The organism is Pseudomonas palleroniana, from assembly GCF_022836895.1.
GTDB classification, from domain to species: domain Bacteria; phylum Pseudomonadota; class Gammaproteobacteria; order Pseudomonadales; family Pseudomonadaceae; genus Aquipseudomonas; species Aquipseudomonas palleroniana.
Genome location: NZ_CP092411.1, coordinates 305,861 through 322,040 on the forward strand (window position 1 = coordinate 305,861; position 16,180 = coordinate 322,040).

Below are 16,180 nucleotides of genomic sequence, written 5' to 3' on the forward strand. Positions count from 1 at the left end.
GCTCACGCCTCCTCTGGGCTGGGTTTGATACCGCGATCCGGGCTGACCCAGCGTGCGCGTTTCTGGTGTTGCTTGAACAACACCTTGGGAAAGCTGACCAGCGTGGTCAACAAGCTGACCAGCCAGAACACCATCGGGTACCACACGGTCCAGAACAGGGTCTTCCACAGGTCTTTTTCATAACGCCGGTCGATCAGGATGCTCACCGCAAACTGCATCAGGCACACCATCGCCAGCACCAGGCCGGTAAACGCCGGGGGCACCAGCGAGTCCACGGCAATCGCCGGTGGCAGCACGATGAATTTACCCACGGCCCAGAAAATCACCGAGAGCAGGAAGGTGAAGGCCCAACCGGTGGACAGGCAGTATTCGAACAGCAGCGGCCACAGGTAACGATGGCGCCATTGCCAGATGCCACGGATGTTCTTGAACAGCACTTCGGCGCCGCCCTGGGCCCAACGCAGGCGCTGCTTCCACAGGCCGCCGACGGTTTCAGGCATCAGGATCCAGCACAGGGCACGAGGCTCGTAGAAGATGGCCCAGTGGTCGAGCTGCAGCTTCCAACTGACATCGATGTCCTCGGTGATCATGTCGGTGCTCCAGTAGTCGATGCGGTCCAGCGCCTTTTTACGGAACGCCACCACCACCCCCGACACGGTGAAGATCCGCCCGAACACGCGCTGGGTGCGCTTGATCAAACCGATGATCGAAGAGAACTCGCCCACCTGCACCCGACCAATCAAGGTGGAGCGTGTGCGGATGCGCGGGTTGCCGGTCACGGCGCCCAGGCGCGGGTTGTCGAGCATTGGCGCAACCATGTAGGCGGCAGCGTTTTTGTCGAGCAACGCATCGCCGTCGATGCACACCAGGTATTCACTGCGGGCGGCCACGGCGCCCATGCGCAGAGCAACGGCCTTGCCTTGGTTCTGCGCCAGGTGCAGCACGCGCAGGCGCGGGTTTTCCAGAGCGAGGGCGTCAAGCACGGCGGCGGTGTTGTCGCTAGAGCCGTCGTTGACCGCGATCACTTCGATATTCGGGTACAGCTGGTCCAGCGCCGCGTAAATGGTCTCGGCAGCGTTATCGCCCTCGTTGTAGCAAGGGACGATGATCGAAATCATCGGGTTGCCGGCCAGGGTCGGCGCCGGGGTGTCTTCCTCCCAGGCCCAGTGGCGCTCCCAATGCAGCCAGAAGTACAAGCCGCCGGCAATCCACAGCCCCGACATGAACAACGGGTAGAAAAACACGAAGTCCATCAGGAACTGCCCGGTGACCAGGAAGATCAAGCCCAGGGGCACGCCCAATACCAGCGCCAGGACGAATAAAGCCAGGATTCTGTCGAACATGATCAAGGATTCCACTGGTTGGAAAGGGCCGGACGCACGGTTTTCAGGTCCGGTGAGTTTTCCAGGAAGTTGTCCGGGTAATAGCCGAAGCTCTTGACCCCCTGGCGTTTGAGTACCCCCATCCATTCAGCCATTTGCGCACCGTCGATGTCGGTCGCCTCTTGAGTACGCCAGTCTTTGGCTTGCAGCTCGAACACCGTGCGTTCAAGCGCGCCGGGGCGGGCTTTGACCGTGGCAACCAGTTTCTCCAGCCAGGCATTGGAGTTTTTCTGCGTTTGGCCTTCCATCAATGGCATGGCCATCGGCGCGGTCCAGTCATAGGTCTGGAGGAAGTCGTCGAGGTTCTGCGCAAACCAGGCTTCGCTTGGCGGGTTAAGCATCGGCTCGGCGAAGATATTGCGCGCGGTCAGCACCTGCGGCCCGCCAATGGCGCGGACCTTGGCCGTCAGTTCATTGGTGAAGTCGATCAGGTAGCGGCTCTTGAAGCGGGTCCAGCGTTGCATCACCGCAGGGTCGGCGCGCAGGGCCGCGATGCTGCCGGGCAGGCCGTTGGCGGCATAGGTCTTGAGCGCAGCGGGGCTGGCGTCTTCGAAATCCGACAGCACCGCATCATCGTGGTACAGCACGCCGTCGATGGCACTGTTGCGCGCCAGGTCCTCATAGAGCTCACCGATGACCTTGCGCACCTGGGGATCAAACGGCGACAGGCGCTTGTATTGATCCGGGTCGAGACCGACCTTGCCGGTCTGCGGATCCCAACGCGTTACGCGGGGCAACTTGGGGTCGAGGGCGAAGCTCAGCACCGGCATCCACGCATAGACGCTGGCATGGGCGCGGGTATGCAACTGCCAGGCCACGCGGTTGAACAAGTCGGCGCGCACCGGCAGGTGACGGTTGGGGAAGTACAGCGAACGCACCAGGCCGTCACCCTTGGGGTCGGCGAAGGCTTGCAGGAAGACGGTGCCCGCACCCATGTCCACCACGCGCTGCACCAACTGGTCGAGGTTGCGCGCTTGTTGGGCCGGGTCCGGGTCATACACGTTATCCAGGTCCACGTGCAGCACGCGCAACGGCGCCGGGGTCTGTACCGCGACGATGCTGTTGGCGAAGTGTTCGCCATCCGGGTCGGAGGCGACGAGGAAGCGCGGGCTGTTCATCAGCTTGCCGAGGTCATCGATGCCGTCGTCCAGGGTCAGCGCCATCTGGTAACCCTGCTCTGCGACGAGCGCCAATGTAGTGCCCTTGGCCGCACCGTACGGCCACACCCAGACCCGTGGCGCCTTGCCGGTGACGGTCTGGATTTTTTTCGAGATGGCGGCGATATCGGCACGCATCCGCGCATCGAACTGCGCCTGGGTTTCATAGCGGCCCGTGGCCGGGTCAAAGCGCAAGCTGGTCGCGGCCGGCTCCAGGTTGCCCTGAGGGTTGGCCAATATGCCTGTGTGGCTGGCGTCAGTGTGTGCGGCAATCTCCACCAGCCCGGACTGGGACACTTCCCGGATTTGCTGCCAGGTGAGGAATTCTCCGCGCGGCCGTGGCATCCCGGCGAAATCCACCGGCTGATTCATCGGCGTATCAATCCAGTAGCCTACCGGCGCCAGCAACGCCGGCCAGTGGTAGGCGCGCAGGATCGGCATGACCCGCGTGTAAAAGCTGGAATAACCATCATCGAAACTGAGCATGACGGCCTTGGGCGGCAATTCGGGGCCGCCCCGGCGCGCCGCCAGGATCTGGTCGACGGAAACCGCCTGATAGCCGTTCTCGCGCAACCACGCCAATTGTTCGATCAGACGTTCGGTACGCACCGCCACCACGGCCTGGTCGGGGTCGCGGTCGTTAACGTCGTGGTAGGCAATACCCAGGAAGTGGTTTTTCGGCCACGGCGCTTCGTTGGGCGCTATCGGCCGTTCGGCGGGCGGGGTGTAAGGCGCGGGTTGCTGGGCGCAGGCGCCGGCCAGCATTACACCCAGGATCAACAAGCAATGGCGGAGGACGGTCATGGTCGGCTCTTTCTAGAATCGGTAAGTGAGGTCGACGAGCAGACGCAGATCGCGTTCTCGGTCGCCGTCGTAAGGGCGGCTGATCAGGCTCAGGTTGGCACCGACCTCCAGCACATCGTTCCAGAGCAGGCGCTGGCCGTAGCCGATCAAACCGATACCGCCGGTGGAATAATCGCGCTGGCTGTAGGTACCGACACCGACCTGGAATTGCTGGCTCCACTGGGTTTCATAGCGGTGGTAGAGCACATGATTGACCGTGACCGTGGGCAACACGGTGAAGTCCGACTTGGGGTTGAAGTACACCGTGTCGCTCTTGGTGTTATGGCTGGCGCCGACTTCCAGGCCCAGGTCGACTTGCACATGGGGCGAGCTGTAGAGGCCCTCGCGGCCCGTGAGCAAGGCTTCGAGACGGTCGTTGCCGTCACTGAAATGGGACGGGCTCACGGCCAGCTTCCACTCACGGCTTTCGTTGGCACGCCAGCGGATGAAACCGCTGCCGCCATTGGCGGTGATGTCGGCATTCAACGCCCGCAGCGGCGTCGTGGCCAGGAGGTAGCCGAGGCTGCCGCCGTATTGCCAGTTGTCGTTGATGTCGCGAGCAATCGACACGCTCGCGCCTTGTTTGGAACCAAAGCCGTAGGAGTGGTTGGACACCTCGGCTTGCAGGGTCATGTCGCGGGTACGCCGCTCCACGCCGACACGTTGCCAACGGTGTTGGCCGGTGCCTTCGCTGAAGTCGGCGGTGGCGTAGCCGGCCCCTGCGAACAGGCGCCAATCTTCATCGATGGGCGGCGTGTAGATCACGCTTTCGATACCCCAGTCGCGGCTACCGGTCACGGCGCCAACGTCGCCATTATTGCCGCCGCCGTAGCTTTTGCCGGTGTAGGCTTCCACGCGCAGCTCGGCCATGTGGTGCACATTACGCAGACGGTCAAGGCGTTGTACCTGGCGGTTGTCCGGGTTGCGCGCCAGCACGTCGTCGGTCAGCGCATCCATTTGCCGCCACTCTTGCAGGTCCATGGCGGTATAGGCCTGGGACACTTCCAGGCCGATATCTCGCGGCGCCTGGGCTTCGGTTTCCTTGAGCGCCGCCTCGGCGCGGCGCGGCCAATCGCGGGCACGGTACATATTGGCTTGGGCCAGTTGCAGGCTGACGTTACCGGGGGCTTTTTGCACCAGTGCTTCAAGGCCGGCTTCACTGTCCGGCAGGTTCCCGGCGAAGGTGCTCGCCTGGGCGGCCAGTTGTTGCGCGTCCATCCAGTTGTCGTTGGGGTTGCCGATGGGCAAGCCTTTGAGTTCCTGGCGGGGGTTCTGGCTCTTGGCCAGGTTGTTGGCGACGTCGCGGGCCTCCAGGGCTTTGTCACTTTCCACCAGGGCGTAGAACAGCGCGGTGCTGTCTTCGACACGGTCGGCCGGGTCGGCATCCGGCGCAGCCAGTGCCTGGCGGTACAGCGGCTCGGCTTTTTCCGGCTGGCGCTGGTCGAGGTAAGCGGCGGCGACCCAACGGATGGCGTACGTCGGCAATTGCACGCCCTCGCCTTGCAGGGTTTGGTACTCGCGGATCACCTCGGCGGTGCGTGCCCGCGCCTTGAGGGCTCCCAGGCGGTCGATGCGCCAGCCCACCACATCGTCATGGGCACTGGCGTCCGGCGTCCAACGGGCCAGCAGTTGGTCGTAATCGTTGAGGGCACGGTCAGCGATCACATAACGCTCTTTCTCGCTGCGCGTGGCGAACTCGGCCATCCGCACGCGCTCGGCGGCGAGATCACCTTCCAGGCGGCGCTGGGTCACCGCGTCCAGCACCCCCGGATGCTTGGCCGACAGGCGCAACGCCGGCTCCGGCAAGCGGGCCCTTTGCAGGGCAACCATGTATTCGCGGATCACCTCAGGCTTGTCGCCGGCGAGCACGAATGCCTTGTCGAACTCATTCAGGGCATCGTAGTTCAGGCCGGCGCGGGTCAGCGCGTAGCCCAAGGCCATGCGCCGGTTGGCGTCATCCGGCTTGGCGGCCACCAGCGCACGGGTGCGCAACAGCGCTTCGTTGGTTTGGCCGGCGTCGGCCTGGGTCAGGGCCTGGCCCAGTTTCAGGTCGACATTATTCGGCTCGCGCAGCAGCGCCTGCTGGTAGACCGCCAGGGCCTGCGGCCACTGCTTCTGGTTGCGATAAGTACGGGCCACCGTGGCCAGTGCCTGGGTCGTCAGGTTGCGATGTTTGCCTTGGGCTTCGTACACCTTCAGCACTTCGGCGTCTTGCCCGGCCCAGCCGGCGATGACCAGGTGATCGCTGATCTGCCCCGGCGTCTGTCGCTCGACGGGCAGTTGGCGCAGTTGGGTCAGGGCGGGCGTGAAGTTGCCGTTACGCGCTTGGATGATCAGCGCATCGTAGGCCGGATCGGCCAATGCGCAGGCGGGGATGAGCAACTGGCTGCACAAAGCGGCGCCGATAAGCAGACGCAGACGGCCTGGCGCACTGAGAGGGAGGTTTCGCAGCATGTCGTGAGCTTCCTTACACACGGAAAGCTACAACGATAGGTGGTCCTGAGCGGTTTGCATCAGGGTGTCGGCGTCTAGTGACCCGACCTAGCTTTCCTGTAGGAACTATCCATCAGAAATGTAAGGAAAAGACCTGGCAGGAACAATTGTTCAGAATTAGCCGTGCAGGTGGTAGGGGGCTTGCTCCCGATAGCGGTCCTCCAGTCACCAATGCACTGGCTGAGCTACCGCTATCGGGAGCAAGCCCCCTCCCACATTTTTTTGACCGTGCTCGCAACCTGTAAGGTTATTGAGCGCGGTTGACGGTGCCGAATTTAGCCATGACAAAGCCGATGAATTGCTCGACGGTCATCTTCTGGCCGTTGAAGGTCACTTCATTGTTGGCGTAATGCAGCTTGGAGACTACGTCGCTACCGACCAGGGTCGCCAACTGAGACCCAACGGCCACGCCACTGACCGTTTCGGCCGTCATCTGCGATTGCTGTTCGATGGTTTGCGGGTCAGTGACACCGCCCACCTGGGCCTGCAACGCCGCCACGTCCGCCACCATCGGCTTGGAGAGGGTCAGGTTGGCATCCAGCAAGGCCACCATCTGCTTGCCCAGTTCAACCGGCGGCAGCTCCATGGAGGCCGGTTTGGCCAGGTCCACGACCAGGTTGAATTTGCTTTCGCCGTGGGTGGTTTTCAGTGACAGGTTTTCCACCGCCAGTTGTGGCTTGGCGGCCAGCACCTGGTTGACGTTGGTTTCAGCCAGGGTCTGTTCGGCTTCGGTCAATTGCAGTTCAGGCACTGGCTGGCCGGCAGCGGCGGCGGCTTGCACCGGCTGCATCTTGTCCTGGTAGAGCTTGGTCAGCACCAGCATCGCCGGGATATCGACGTTCTTCATACTCAGGGCCATGGCTGCCGAACCAACAGGTTTGCCCTGGTAACCGATCTCGTCGATTTTGTAGTCGACACGGCCGGCCAGGTTGTTGTCCTTGGTTTCGCTGGTGTCTTTCTGCTCGAAGCCCTTGAGGGTCAGCACGGCTTTCTGCGGGCCGAAGGTGACTTTGGTGTCGGTCAACTCAACCGTGTTTTGCCCGGTGTAGAAGCCGAAGGTGGACTTTTGCAGGTTGCTGGCCACGGTCAGGCCGGCCAGCTCGGCTTCGAACGGCTCGCCATTGCCGTCGATGGCGCTGACCTTGAGGCTGTTCATGTAGCCGTTGGCCTTGACCTTCTGGCCTTCGGCGGTGCTGTCGAAGTCCAGGTTGGCGCCGGAGAAACTCACCGAGGACTTGTCGTCCTTGATCTCCAGTGGCAGCAACTCGAGGTTACCGCTGACCGAACGGCTGTAGCCGATATTGGCCACGCCTTTGAGCGGCGACACGTCTTTGCTGGCAGCGAACCATTTTTCAGTGGTGGCGTTCTTTTCCAGAGCGTAGTGACTGGTCGCCATGACCGGCAGCCACTTCAGCGTGACCAGGCGCGAGAACGGCAGGGGGCCGTGTTCGATATGGTCAACGAACAGCAACTCGGGGTTCGGGTTGTCCTGGCCGAATACCGTGCCCTGCCCCTTGAGGCGGTAGTGCGCGGTGCTGCTGAACACGCCGCGCTCCAGCGACACCAGCTCCAGGCTCACGTTGCCGTCGACGCCGGCCATGGCGGTCTGCAGTTCCTTGTTGGCGTTCTGGATCGCGGTTTGCAGCACCGGCTCCAATTGCTTACCGGTGTACCAGGCACCGCCTGCACTGACGGCACCGATCGCGACAACAAGACCCAAGAAAACAACGGCTGGCTTATTCATGAAGTGACCTGATCAAATCCTGTGAGAAGTGGGCTGTCTTCCTTGAACCCCGCAGGGGTTGGCTCAAGCCCGCCGAAAACGGGGGAAGATTAGCACTGGCGGCCGCGCACGGCCCAGTTTTCTCAGAGCGATCAAGTCCGCACTTGGTTCAGGAGTACTCCATATCGATCTCATCGAGTTGGTGATCAAAGCTCTTCAGGCGCGCCGTCCAGGTGTAGACCAGCACCTCGAACTCACGATGGATCACAGCATTGCCCGGGGTGTCGACCTTGGGATCACAGAAGTCCAACTGGTAGCGCTCGCGGGCCATCTGGTTGGCCACGTCCGATAGTTCCCGGGCGTTCTTCAGCCAATGCCTGCCGTCGGCGACCTGCCGGTCGAGGACCACGCACTGTTTTTTCAGGGCTTCGAGGCTTTTTTCCAGGGGCGTGCCGGTGAGTTCGCCCATGACTTCCTGGAAGGTGCGCCCAGGCTGCCAGTAGCTGCCCCAGAAATAGCGGTCGAACACGGTTTCGACGCGGCGCAGGGCGACTTTGGTGTCCCAGATCGCCACGCGGGTCTTACCCTGTTCGAGCAGTTTTCGCTTCACCCGTTGGCCTTGGTACGACGCCCAGGCCACCACGCCGATGGACAACGTGCCGATCACCAGGCAGGCGCTGTCGAGGAACACCATGGCCTTGTCGAGTTGATGCGCGAGCATGACACCGTAGAAATAGGCAGCCGATAACAGCACCAGCGCGAAGAGCACGCACCAGAAAGCGGGAGCATAAGGGTTTTTCATTATTGGAATCCCCATGAGCAAACGCGAGCAGTGAGCCGCGGACGCCCCTGGTTGGAAAACCACGGGGGCCCGCCTGTCAAAGCATAGCTATTTGCTCAGGGTTTGCTGGCTGGCGCCGCTTGCGTTCGTCCGCTTTCCCAACCACCGCCCAAGGCCAGGAACAGGTCGATCTGGCTCATGGCAACCTGAGTGTTCGCCGCCGCCAGTTGCGCCCGCACGTCGGTGTAGGTACGGGTGGCTTGCAGGTCCGCGAGGAACGATGCACGACCGGCCTGGAAGAAGCGGTGTGTCTGCTCCGAAGCCACCTTGGCCGACGCGCCGGCATCGGCCAAGGCGTCGCGGCGTTGCAACTGCGCCGTATATTGCGCCAGGCCGGTCTGGGTTTCGCGGATGGCGTTAAGCACCACACCGTCAAAGTGCGCAAGAGCGCCCTGGGTGGCGGCTTCGGCCTCGTGAATGCGCGCCCGCGCGCCGTTGGTCGGTACCGTCCAACTGATCAGCGGGCCAAAGCCCCAGCGGTTGGTGGGCGCCGTGCCCAGGTCATCCAGAATACCCACGGTGCCCACGGTGGCACCGATACTGATGTCCGGGTACAGCGCGCCGGTGGCCACGCCGATCCGTGCGGTGGCGGCGGCCAATTGGCGTTCGGCCTGGCGGACATCCGGGCGACGCTTGAGCAGCGCGGCGCCGTCGCCCACCGGGAGCAACTGGGCGATGTGCGGCAGCTCGGCGCACGTGGCGGTGCCGGCCGGCAATTGGTCCACCGGCTTGGCCAGCAACATCGACAAGCGGAACAAGCCCGCCTGCCGCGCCGCGGTATAGCGCGGCATGTCGGCGCGCAGGGATTTGTATTGGGTCTGCGAACGGGTCACCTGGGTTTCATCGCCACGCCCGGCGTCGCGCAGGCGCTGGGTCAGCTGGGTACTTTGGCCCTGCAGGTCGAGAGATTCGTTGGCAATCGCCAGCTCTTCGTTGGCGGCACAGACCTGGGTGTAGGAACGCACCACGTCGGCCACCAGGGTAATGCGTGCGATATCGGCGGCGGCTTGGGCCGCGTCGGCGCTGGCTTGGGCGCTTTCGATGCCGCGTTGCAGAGTGCCGAACAGATCAAACTGATACGAGGTGGTGATACCGACGCTGCCGATGTTCGACACCGGGACTTTTTCCGGGAGCAGAAACGCCTCGCCGGACTCCTGCAAGCGCTGTGCCTCGGCCTTGACCCCGGCACTCCAGCCACCGGCGGATTCAGCCTCCTGGGTCTGGTAGCGAGCACGCTGCAGGTTGGCGGCAGCCACCCGCAAGTCGGTGTTGGAGGCCATGGCCTGACGCACCAGCTCATCCAGGCGCGGGTCTTTGTAGAGTTTCCACCAGTCGGCCGGCACCGGCGCCGACACCACGTTGTGCCCGTCTCCCGCGAGCGGTCCTTGCAGGTCGCTACGGTTGACGGCCGATTGTTCCGGCAGCTGGTAATCCGGGCCTACCGCTTGGCAGGCCGACAGCAGCACCCCCAACGCAGCGGTTGCCAGAAGCTGCTTCATGGCTTGGCTCCGTCTTGAGGTTTGTCACCGATGATCGACACCGTGGCCGTACGCCCGGCGATCATGCGGAAATCCGCCGGTACGTCATCAAAGGCAATCCGCACCGGAATTCGCTGGGCCAGGCGTACCCAGCTGAACGCCGGGTTGACGTTGGGCAACAGGTTGGAGCCGCTGCTGCGGTCGCGGTCCTCGATCCCGGCGACAATGCTCTGCACATGCCCGCGCAGACGGGCGTTGTCGCCAATCACGCGGATATCCACGCCCATGCCGACGTGGATGCCGTCGAGCTTGGTCTCTTCGAAATAGCCATCGATGTGGAACGAATTGCTGTCCACCACCGACAGCACCGGGCGCCCGGCGGTCACGAACTCCTGGGTACGTGGTGCCCGGTCGTTGACGTAGCCGTCGACCGGGCTGCGGATCACCGAGCGGTCGAGGTTGAGCTGGGCCGCGTCCACGGTCACTTGAGCTTCGGCCAGGGCCGATTGGGCGCGGGCGACGCGGGACTGGCTTTCCTCCAGTTGCTCGCTCGGCACCAGGTTGCCCAGGCCGCGGTTACGTTTGTACTCGCGCTGGGCCTGGGCCAGGGTTTCCTGGCGGTCGGCCACGGCCGCCTGGGCCTGGCGCAGAGCCAGCTTGAAACGGTCCTGGTCGACAGCGAACAGCACTTGGCCCTTGGTCACCAGTTGGTTGTCGCGCACGTCGACTTGCTGGATCAGCCCGGACACGTCCGGAGCGATCTGCACGATGTCGGCACGGATATGCCCGTCACGCGTCCAGGGTGCAAACATGTAGTACATGACCATGCGCCACACAACGACGACCGCAAACGATACGATCAACAGCGTCAGGACTACACGGCCGATGGTTAAAAAAGGTTTTTTCATGTCATCAGGTATCGACTGAGTGAGTCCACGGCGCCCAGCAACAGCGCGTAGAGCCCCACATTGAACAATGCCCGGTGCCAGACCAGGCGATAAAAGTGGACACGGTTCAACAGCCCGTGCACCACCAGGAACAACCCATAGGTAATGCCCATCAGCACCAGTAGCGTGGGCAGGAACACCCCGCTGATATCCAGATCACCGATCATAAAGGCGCTCCATCAGGCAACGGCGCTTGCATTTCGCTGCCCCCAATAAATTCCACGCCGGGCAGCAACGACAGGCGCAAGCCGGCCAGTGCATGCAGCAGATGCAAGCGGGTGTCGTCTTCGTCTTGCAGGCCCTGGCCGTTGAGGGCGCGGCGCGTGCGGTCCAGGGTCATCAGCAGACCGCTGGGCGCGGGCAAGCGTTCACCGGCCTTCAGGCATGCCTTGAAGTAACCGCCCACGCCTTCCACCACCTGGTTGAGCAACACCCGGGGTACGCCATAGACACGCGGCGCGTAGGCCAACAGGTCGAGCAGGTTGAGGGCCACGCGCAAATCGCGCAGGGCGGTGCCGGTGTCCTGGTTGATCAGGGCCAGGCGCGGCAAGTGCTGCATCAGGCGGTCGAGCATTTGCACGGCCATATGCCGGTGTTCGGCCAGGGTCGCAGGCTCGGTCAGGCTGACGATGTCGCGCCAGCTGAAACGGGTCAAGCGCTTGGCCGCCAGTTCGGCGCCGAAGGGCCGTGCGATCAGCGTCCACACAAAGGCGAACAGCAGGCCCACGGGCCCGGCCAGGTTGACGTTGGCGAAGTTGAGGAAGTCCGCATCATAGGCGCCCTGGATGCTGATGAACGACGAGGTGTTCACCAGCGTCAACAACATGCCCAGGTAGAAACGCGGTTGCACCGTCAGCGTGCCGATGCAGATGAATGGCACGGCAAACGCCAGCACCAGCATCGGGAAATCGTGCAGGTTGGGCAGTACCAGAAACAGATAGAGGCTGGCGAACAGCACCGACATCGCGGTCCAGAAAAAGAACCGGTAGATCTGCGGCGCCGGGTCGTCCATCGAGGCGAAAAAGCTGCACGCCACGGCGGCCAGAATCACCGCGCTGCCGCCGTCGGTCCAGCCCAGCAAAATCCACAGCACAGAAGCGACGATGATCGCGGTGACAGTGGAAAACGCCGAGTAAAACATCAGGCCACGGTCCAGAAACGGCGTGAGCCGGCCCAGGCGCCAGTGGCGGTACACGGCGCGCCAGGGCTCCTGGCTTTCGCACTGGATAGCGGCTTGCAGGCTGCGGCAGTCCTGCCACAGGTCGACCCACTCGGCCAAGCGATACAGGGCGTTGGAGAACAACAACGAGTGCCGGTCATCCAGCGCGTCGCCTTGGGGTTGCTGAGCGTCGATCTGATCACGCAGGGCGCGCCAGCTTTCCATGGGCGCGCTTTGCTGGGTGGTTTCCAGCCATTGGCGGGCCGCTTCAAGCACAGGCGTAAGGCGCTCGAGAAACTCCGGGGCGCGATGTTCGATGGCATACAACGCGTCGTCCAGGGCATCCACCACCGGCAGCAGGTGGATCATGCGCCCACGCAGCTCCTTGGTGTTGCGCACCGTCTGCGGCCGCGCGCCTTCGTGGGGCAACTGGCCGATCATCAATTCAAGGGTGTTGAAGGTGGCAACCATACCGCTGCGCAAAGTACTGATCTGTTCGGGATCCACGTTGCGTGTCAGAAAACGCTGGCTATAGACCTGGGCGTCGGCAAACCACTTGGCCACCGAACCATCGAACACCGGCATCAGGCGCCGCGGCCAGAACATCGCGCCCACCACCGCCGCCACGGCGATACCGAGGAAGATTTCTTCGGTACGCGCCTCAGCCACGTCCCACACCGCCAGCGGGTTATCCACGACCGGCAAGGCGATCAGCGGCAAGGTGTAGCCGGCGAGCATCAACGCATAGTTATTCGCGGTACGCAGGTGCATGGACAGGAACAGCAAAATGCCCGTCCAGAGCGCAATCACCACCACCAGCACATAGGGCGACTGCACGAACATCGGCACAAAAAACACGGCCGCCGCGGCCCCCATCAAGGTGCCGATGGCGCGGTACAAGGCTTTGGAGCTGGTGGGGCCGACAAACGGGCTGGAGACGATATACACCGTGGCCATCGCCCAATACGGACGCGGCATTTGCATGAGCATGGCGATATACAGCGCGATCATCGATGCCGCGAACGTACGTACCCCGTAGAACCAATCGCGGGCCGGCGGCATGCCGGTAAAAAATCCGTTCAAAGCGACGCCGCCTCAAAGGCGCGCAGCACTCGCAGCGCGGCTTCCAAGTCACTGTGGGGAATATCGGCCAGTACGTCATGGCGCAGGCGGACCAGTTGCGCTTCCACGGCTTCCACCAACTCACGGCCACGCTCGGTGAGGCTCAACGCCTTGGCGCGACGGTCGTGAATGTCCTCGGTGCGGCACACATAGCCGCCGCTGCACAGCTGGTCGAGCAGGCGCACCAACGACGGGCTTTCCATACCGGAGGCCTGGGCGACTTTGACTTGATGCACACCGTCACCCAGGCGGCCGATCATCAACAGCGGCACGGCGCAGGCTTCGGAGATGCCATAGCTCACCAGCGTGGTCTGGCAGATTTTGCGCCAATTACGGGCGCCCACCACCATGCTGCTGCTGAGGTTCATCTGGAGTTGTTCGAGGGCTTGGGACACTGGATAGTTCGCATACTGTTAGTTTGCTAACTATCAATATGGTGGATCATTCGAATGTCGTCAAGTTTTGATACAAATTTGCGGATGGGTGGCGGCCTGGATTATCGCTGCGCCGAAATAGACATAACGCAGCAAAGACAGCTATCAACCTCAGGAAAAGTTCACTTACACGATTACAGGCCAGTTTTTTTCAACCCACATCAGATTTTTTCAACTTTTCACGTTTTTGCTAAGTTTTTTGCACCCCTCTTCCGCCGTGCAGCAGAAGATTCAATTCATCCACCACCTCAGCCCAATCCGCGTCATCCAGAATTTCGCTGCGCAGAAATTGCTTCTGGTTGTCGGTCCAGAAAAACGCATCTTCCAGTCTCTGGTCACGCTTGAGTGGCGAATGCACCGCCACGAATTTCTCGATACTCACCGGGTCATCCGGCAGCCCAAGTTGCTTGAACAATGACGGCAAGCTATGCACTGGCGATTCCATGGGAGCCTCCTAAAAAGACGATTCCCCAGAGTCTAGTTCAGGCGCAAGCCACGCCAACAGCCGCTCGACGCACTGTTGCGCCGACAGCACGCCGGTATCCAATACCAACGAGGCGTGCAACGGTTGTTCGTAAGGCGAGCCAACCCCGGTAAACCCTGGCAACTCCCCACGCCGTGCACGGGCGTAATGCCCTTTGGGGTCACGCCCTTCGCACACCGCCAGCGAGGCGCTGCACCAGACTTCCCGATAATCGGCAGCCAGGCGTTCGGCAAACACCGCACGCAGTTCGGCCAGAGGCGCGATCATCGCAAGGATCACGATTTGCCCGTTGTCCACCAGCAGCGCCGCGAGTTCGCTGGCGCGGCGGATGTTTTCCAGACGGTCGCTGTCGGCAAAGCCCAGGTCTTGGTTGAGGCCACCGCGCAAGGCGTCGCCGTCGAGCACCAGGCTTTGTTTGCCTTGCTCGAACAGCGCCGCTTGCAGGCCCTGGGCCAGGGTGGATTTACCCGACGCCGGCAGGCCGGTGAGCAAGATCGCCACACCGCGATGCCCATTGCGCGCCTCGCGTTGACGGCGCGTGATGCTCGCCGTCGGCGCCACCAGGTTACTGGGCGACGGCACGCGGCACCGGCGTCGTGATGTTGCCCGCAGCCCAGGCTGACTCACGGCTGGCCAGTGCCGTAGCGATGGTTTGCACGCGGTCGGAGTCCAGCTGTTCAGGCAGCGGGTCAAGCCCGGCGCTGGCGAAGATCTGGCCGTAGGCGTTGCGCAGGTCAGCGTAGGCCAGGTCGCGACGCAGGTCCGCCTGCAAGGTGTTGAGTTCGCCCTGGATCAGGTCAAGTTCGCCGAGCCCTGCGGCCTCATGTCGGTTGCGCAGCTGGGTGAGGATTTGCCCATCAATGTTGGCCAACTGTTCGTTGGTCTTGAACTGGCGTACCGCGTCCTGATAGTTGGCGTTGGCCACGTAGATCTGCGCCAGCACCGCGATGGACATGGCCTGGCGTCGTGCAGTGGCGACTTCCTCACCGGCCTTGGCCACATCGATGGCGGCAGGTGCGGAGATCACGTTGAACAGATTCCAGGTGACCTTGGCGCCGTAGTCAGCCCAGCGGTTGTCGGTCAGGAACGAGTTGCTGTCGTAATGCCCCCCGGCTGAAAACTCCAGGCCCGGCAGCAGGCGCAGCATGGCTTTGCGGGTTTCGGCGGCGCTGATACGGGTCTGGTAGTCCTGCTCACGCAGTTCCGGGCGGTTGGCCAGGGCTTCCTGTTCCAGGCTGGCCAGGTTGACCTTCAACTGCGGCACGCTGTAGTCATCCGGTGTGGCCAGCTTGAGCTCGCTGCCCATGGGCAGGTTGATCAGCGTGGCCAGTTCGGTCTTGGCCAGCGACAACGCGCGGCGCTGCTCCTGCAACTGGCGCGTGGCTTCGATCAGCGAGCGCTGGTAACCCAGCGCCTGCACCGGGTCGCCGATACGCTGTTCGCTCATGCTCTGGCTGTTGGTCTGGGCCTGGTCGACCCGTGCCATCAGGCTGTCGATCTGGGTCAGCAAGCGTTCGGCCGCTACCGCGCGCCAATAGGCCGAGCGCACATCCTGCACGATGGTGTTGATCACCTTGCGCCGACGCTCCTGGATGATCAGGCGCTGGTCGCCCTGCTGCTTGGCGCTGATATAGCTGACGCCAAAGTCGAGCACGTTCCACACCATGGTCAGGTCGGCTACGCGGCGGTCGCGGTCTTGGGAAGTCGACGGCTCCAGGGATTGGGTGCCAGTGCGCACACTCTGGCTGCTGGAGGCGTTGGTGTTGTTGCGCCCGGCATAGCCTGCGGACAAGGCCATGCGTGGCAGCATGTCGAAGCTGGAGAGGTCGGATTGGCGTTTGGCCAGCGCCTCTTCCATCACCTTCAAGCGGCCTTCGAGGTTGTACTTAACCGCACGGGCCATGGCCTGGTGCAGGGTAAGCGGGCCATTCAGCGGCTCCTGGCCTTTGTACATACCTTGCAGATCGCTACGGGCTCGCTGCTCACTGACACTGCGTTCAATCGGTTCACTGGTGACTGCACAACCGCTGATCGCCAGCGCCAGCAGGCTGGCGCCGAACAACTTATGACTTGATTTCATCCTTGGACTGCCCCTGTTACTGCGCCTGGAGTTAAGT

General features: G+C 62.6%; 13 protein-coding genes. All 13 read right to left on the reverse strand.

The features are described 5' to 3' along the window. Nucleotides 1-2: 2 nt before the first annotated feature. On the reverse strand, nucleotides 3-1,343 hold the full coding sequence (gene pgaC / locus MJP36_RS01345; RefSeq protein WP_104995151.1) for a poly-beta-1,6-N-acetyl-D-glucosamine synthase: 1,341 nt from the start codon (nucleotides 1,341-1,343) through the stop codon (nucleotides 3-5). 2 nt (nucleotides 1,344-1,345) lie between these two features. Then, a complete protein-coding gene (gene pgaB, locus MJP36_RS01350) occupies nucleotides 1,346-3,343 on the reverse strand; it encodes a poly-beta-1,6-N-acetyl-D-glucosamine N-deacetylase PgaB (RefSeq protein ID WP_244384701.1) in 1,998 nt (665 codons plus the stop codon). A 12-nt stretch (nucleotides 3,344-3,355) separates the two neighbouring features. Then, on the reverse strand, nucleotides 3,356-5,836 hold the full coding sequence (gene pgaA / locus MJP36_RS01355; protein ID WP_244384702.1) for a poly-beta-1,6 N-acetyl-D-glucosamine export porin PgaA: 2,481 nt from the start codon (nucleotides 5,834-5,836) through the stop codon (nucleotides 3,356-3,358). Nucleotides 5,837-6,122: 286 nt separating this feature from the next. Continuing rightward, a complete protein-coding gene (locus tag MJP36_RS01360; protein WP_161547590.1) occupies nucleotides 6,123-7,619 on the reverse strand; it encodes a YdgA family protein in 1,497 nt (498 codons plus the stop codon). A gap of 148 nt (nucleotides 7,620-7,767) precedes the next feature. Then, nucleotides 7,768-8,400: a hypothetical protein gene (locus tag MJP36_RS01365; RefSeq protein WP_060755500.1), complete on the reverse strand. Its 633-nt coding sequence runs from the start codon at nucleotides 8,398-8,400 to the stop codon at nucleotides 7,768-7,770. Between the two features lie 95 nt (nucleotides 8,401-8,495). Then, nucleotides 8,496-9,938 (reverse strand): efflux transporter outer membrane subunit, encoded by a 1,443-nt coding sequence (locus MJP36_RS01370; protein ID WP_244384704.1) that lies wholly within the window; start codon nucleotides 9,936-9,938, stop codon nucleotides 8,496-8,498. Next, nucleotides 9,935-10,825: an efflux RND transporter periplasmic adaptor subunit gene (locus tag MJP36_RS01375; protein WP_060755498.1), complete on the reverse strand. Its 891-nt coding sequence runs from the start codon at nucleotides 10,823-10,825 to the stop codon at nucleotides 9,935-9,937. Before MJP36_RS01375 ends, MJP36_RS01370 begins: the two co-directional genes overlap by 4 nt. After that, nucleotides 10,822-11,031 carry a DUF1656 domain-containing protein gene (locus MJP36_RS01380; RefSeq protein ID WP_060755497.1) on the reverse strand — a complete coding sequence of 70 codons (210 nt, stop codon included), beginning with the start codon at nucleotides 11,029-11,031 and terminating at the stop codon, nucleotides 10,822-10,824. Before MJP36_RS01380 ends, MJP36_RS01375 begins: the two co-directional genes overlap by 4 nt. Next, entirely contained in the window at nucleotides 11,028-13,106 is a 2,079-nt protein-coding gene (locus MJP36_RS01385; protein WP_090367637.1) for an FUSC family protein, read from the reverse strand. The genes MJP36_RS01380 and MJP36_RS01385 overlap by 4 nt, the downstream gene beginning before the upstream one ends. Next, nucleotides 13,103-13,513, reverse strand: a complete 411-nt coding sequence (locus tag MJP36_RS01390) for a MarR family winged helix-turn-helix transcriptional regulator (RefSeq protein WP_060755495.1) — start codon at nucleotides 13,511-13,513, stop codon at nucleotides 13,103-13,105. The genes MJP36_RS01385 and MJP36_RS01390 overlap by 4 nt, the downstream gene beginning before the upstream one ends. Before the next feature lie 256 nt (nucleotides 13,514-13,769). Beyond that, nucleotides 13,770-14,024: a DUF2789 domain-containing protein gene (locus MJP36_RS01395; RefSeq protein WP_161547582.1), complete on the reverse strand. Its 255-nt coding sequence runs from the start codon at nucleotides 14,022-14,024 to the stop codon at nucleotides 13,770-13,772. A gap of 9 nt (nucleotides 14,025-14,033) precedes the next feature. After that, a complete protein-coding gene (cysC, locus tag MJP36_RS01400) occupies nucleotides 14,034-14,645 on the reverse strand; it encodes an adenylyl-sulfate kinase (protein ID WP_161547579.1) in 612 nt (203 codons plus the stop codon). Next, nucleotides 14,629-16,143 (reverse strand): TolC family protein, encoded by a 1,515-nt coding sequence (locus MJP36_RS01405; RefSeq protein WP_244384707.1) that lies wholly within the window; start codon nucleotides 16,141-16,143, stop codon nucleotides 14,629-14,631. Before MJP36_RS01405 ends, cysC begins: the two co-directional genes overlap by 17 nt. Nucleotides 16,144-16,180 lie beyond the last annotated feature (37 nt).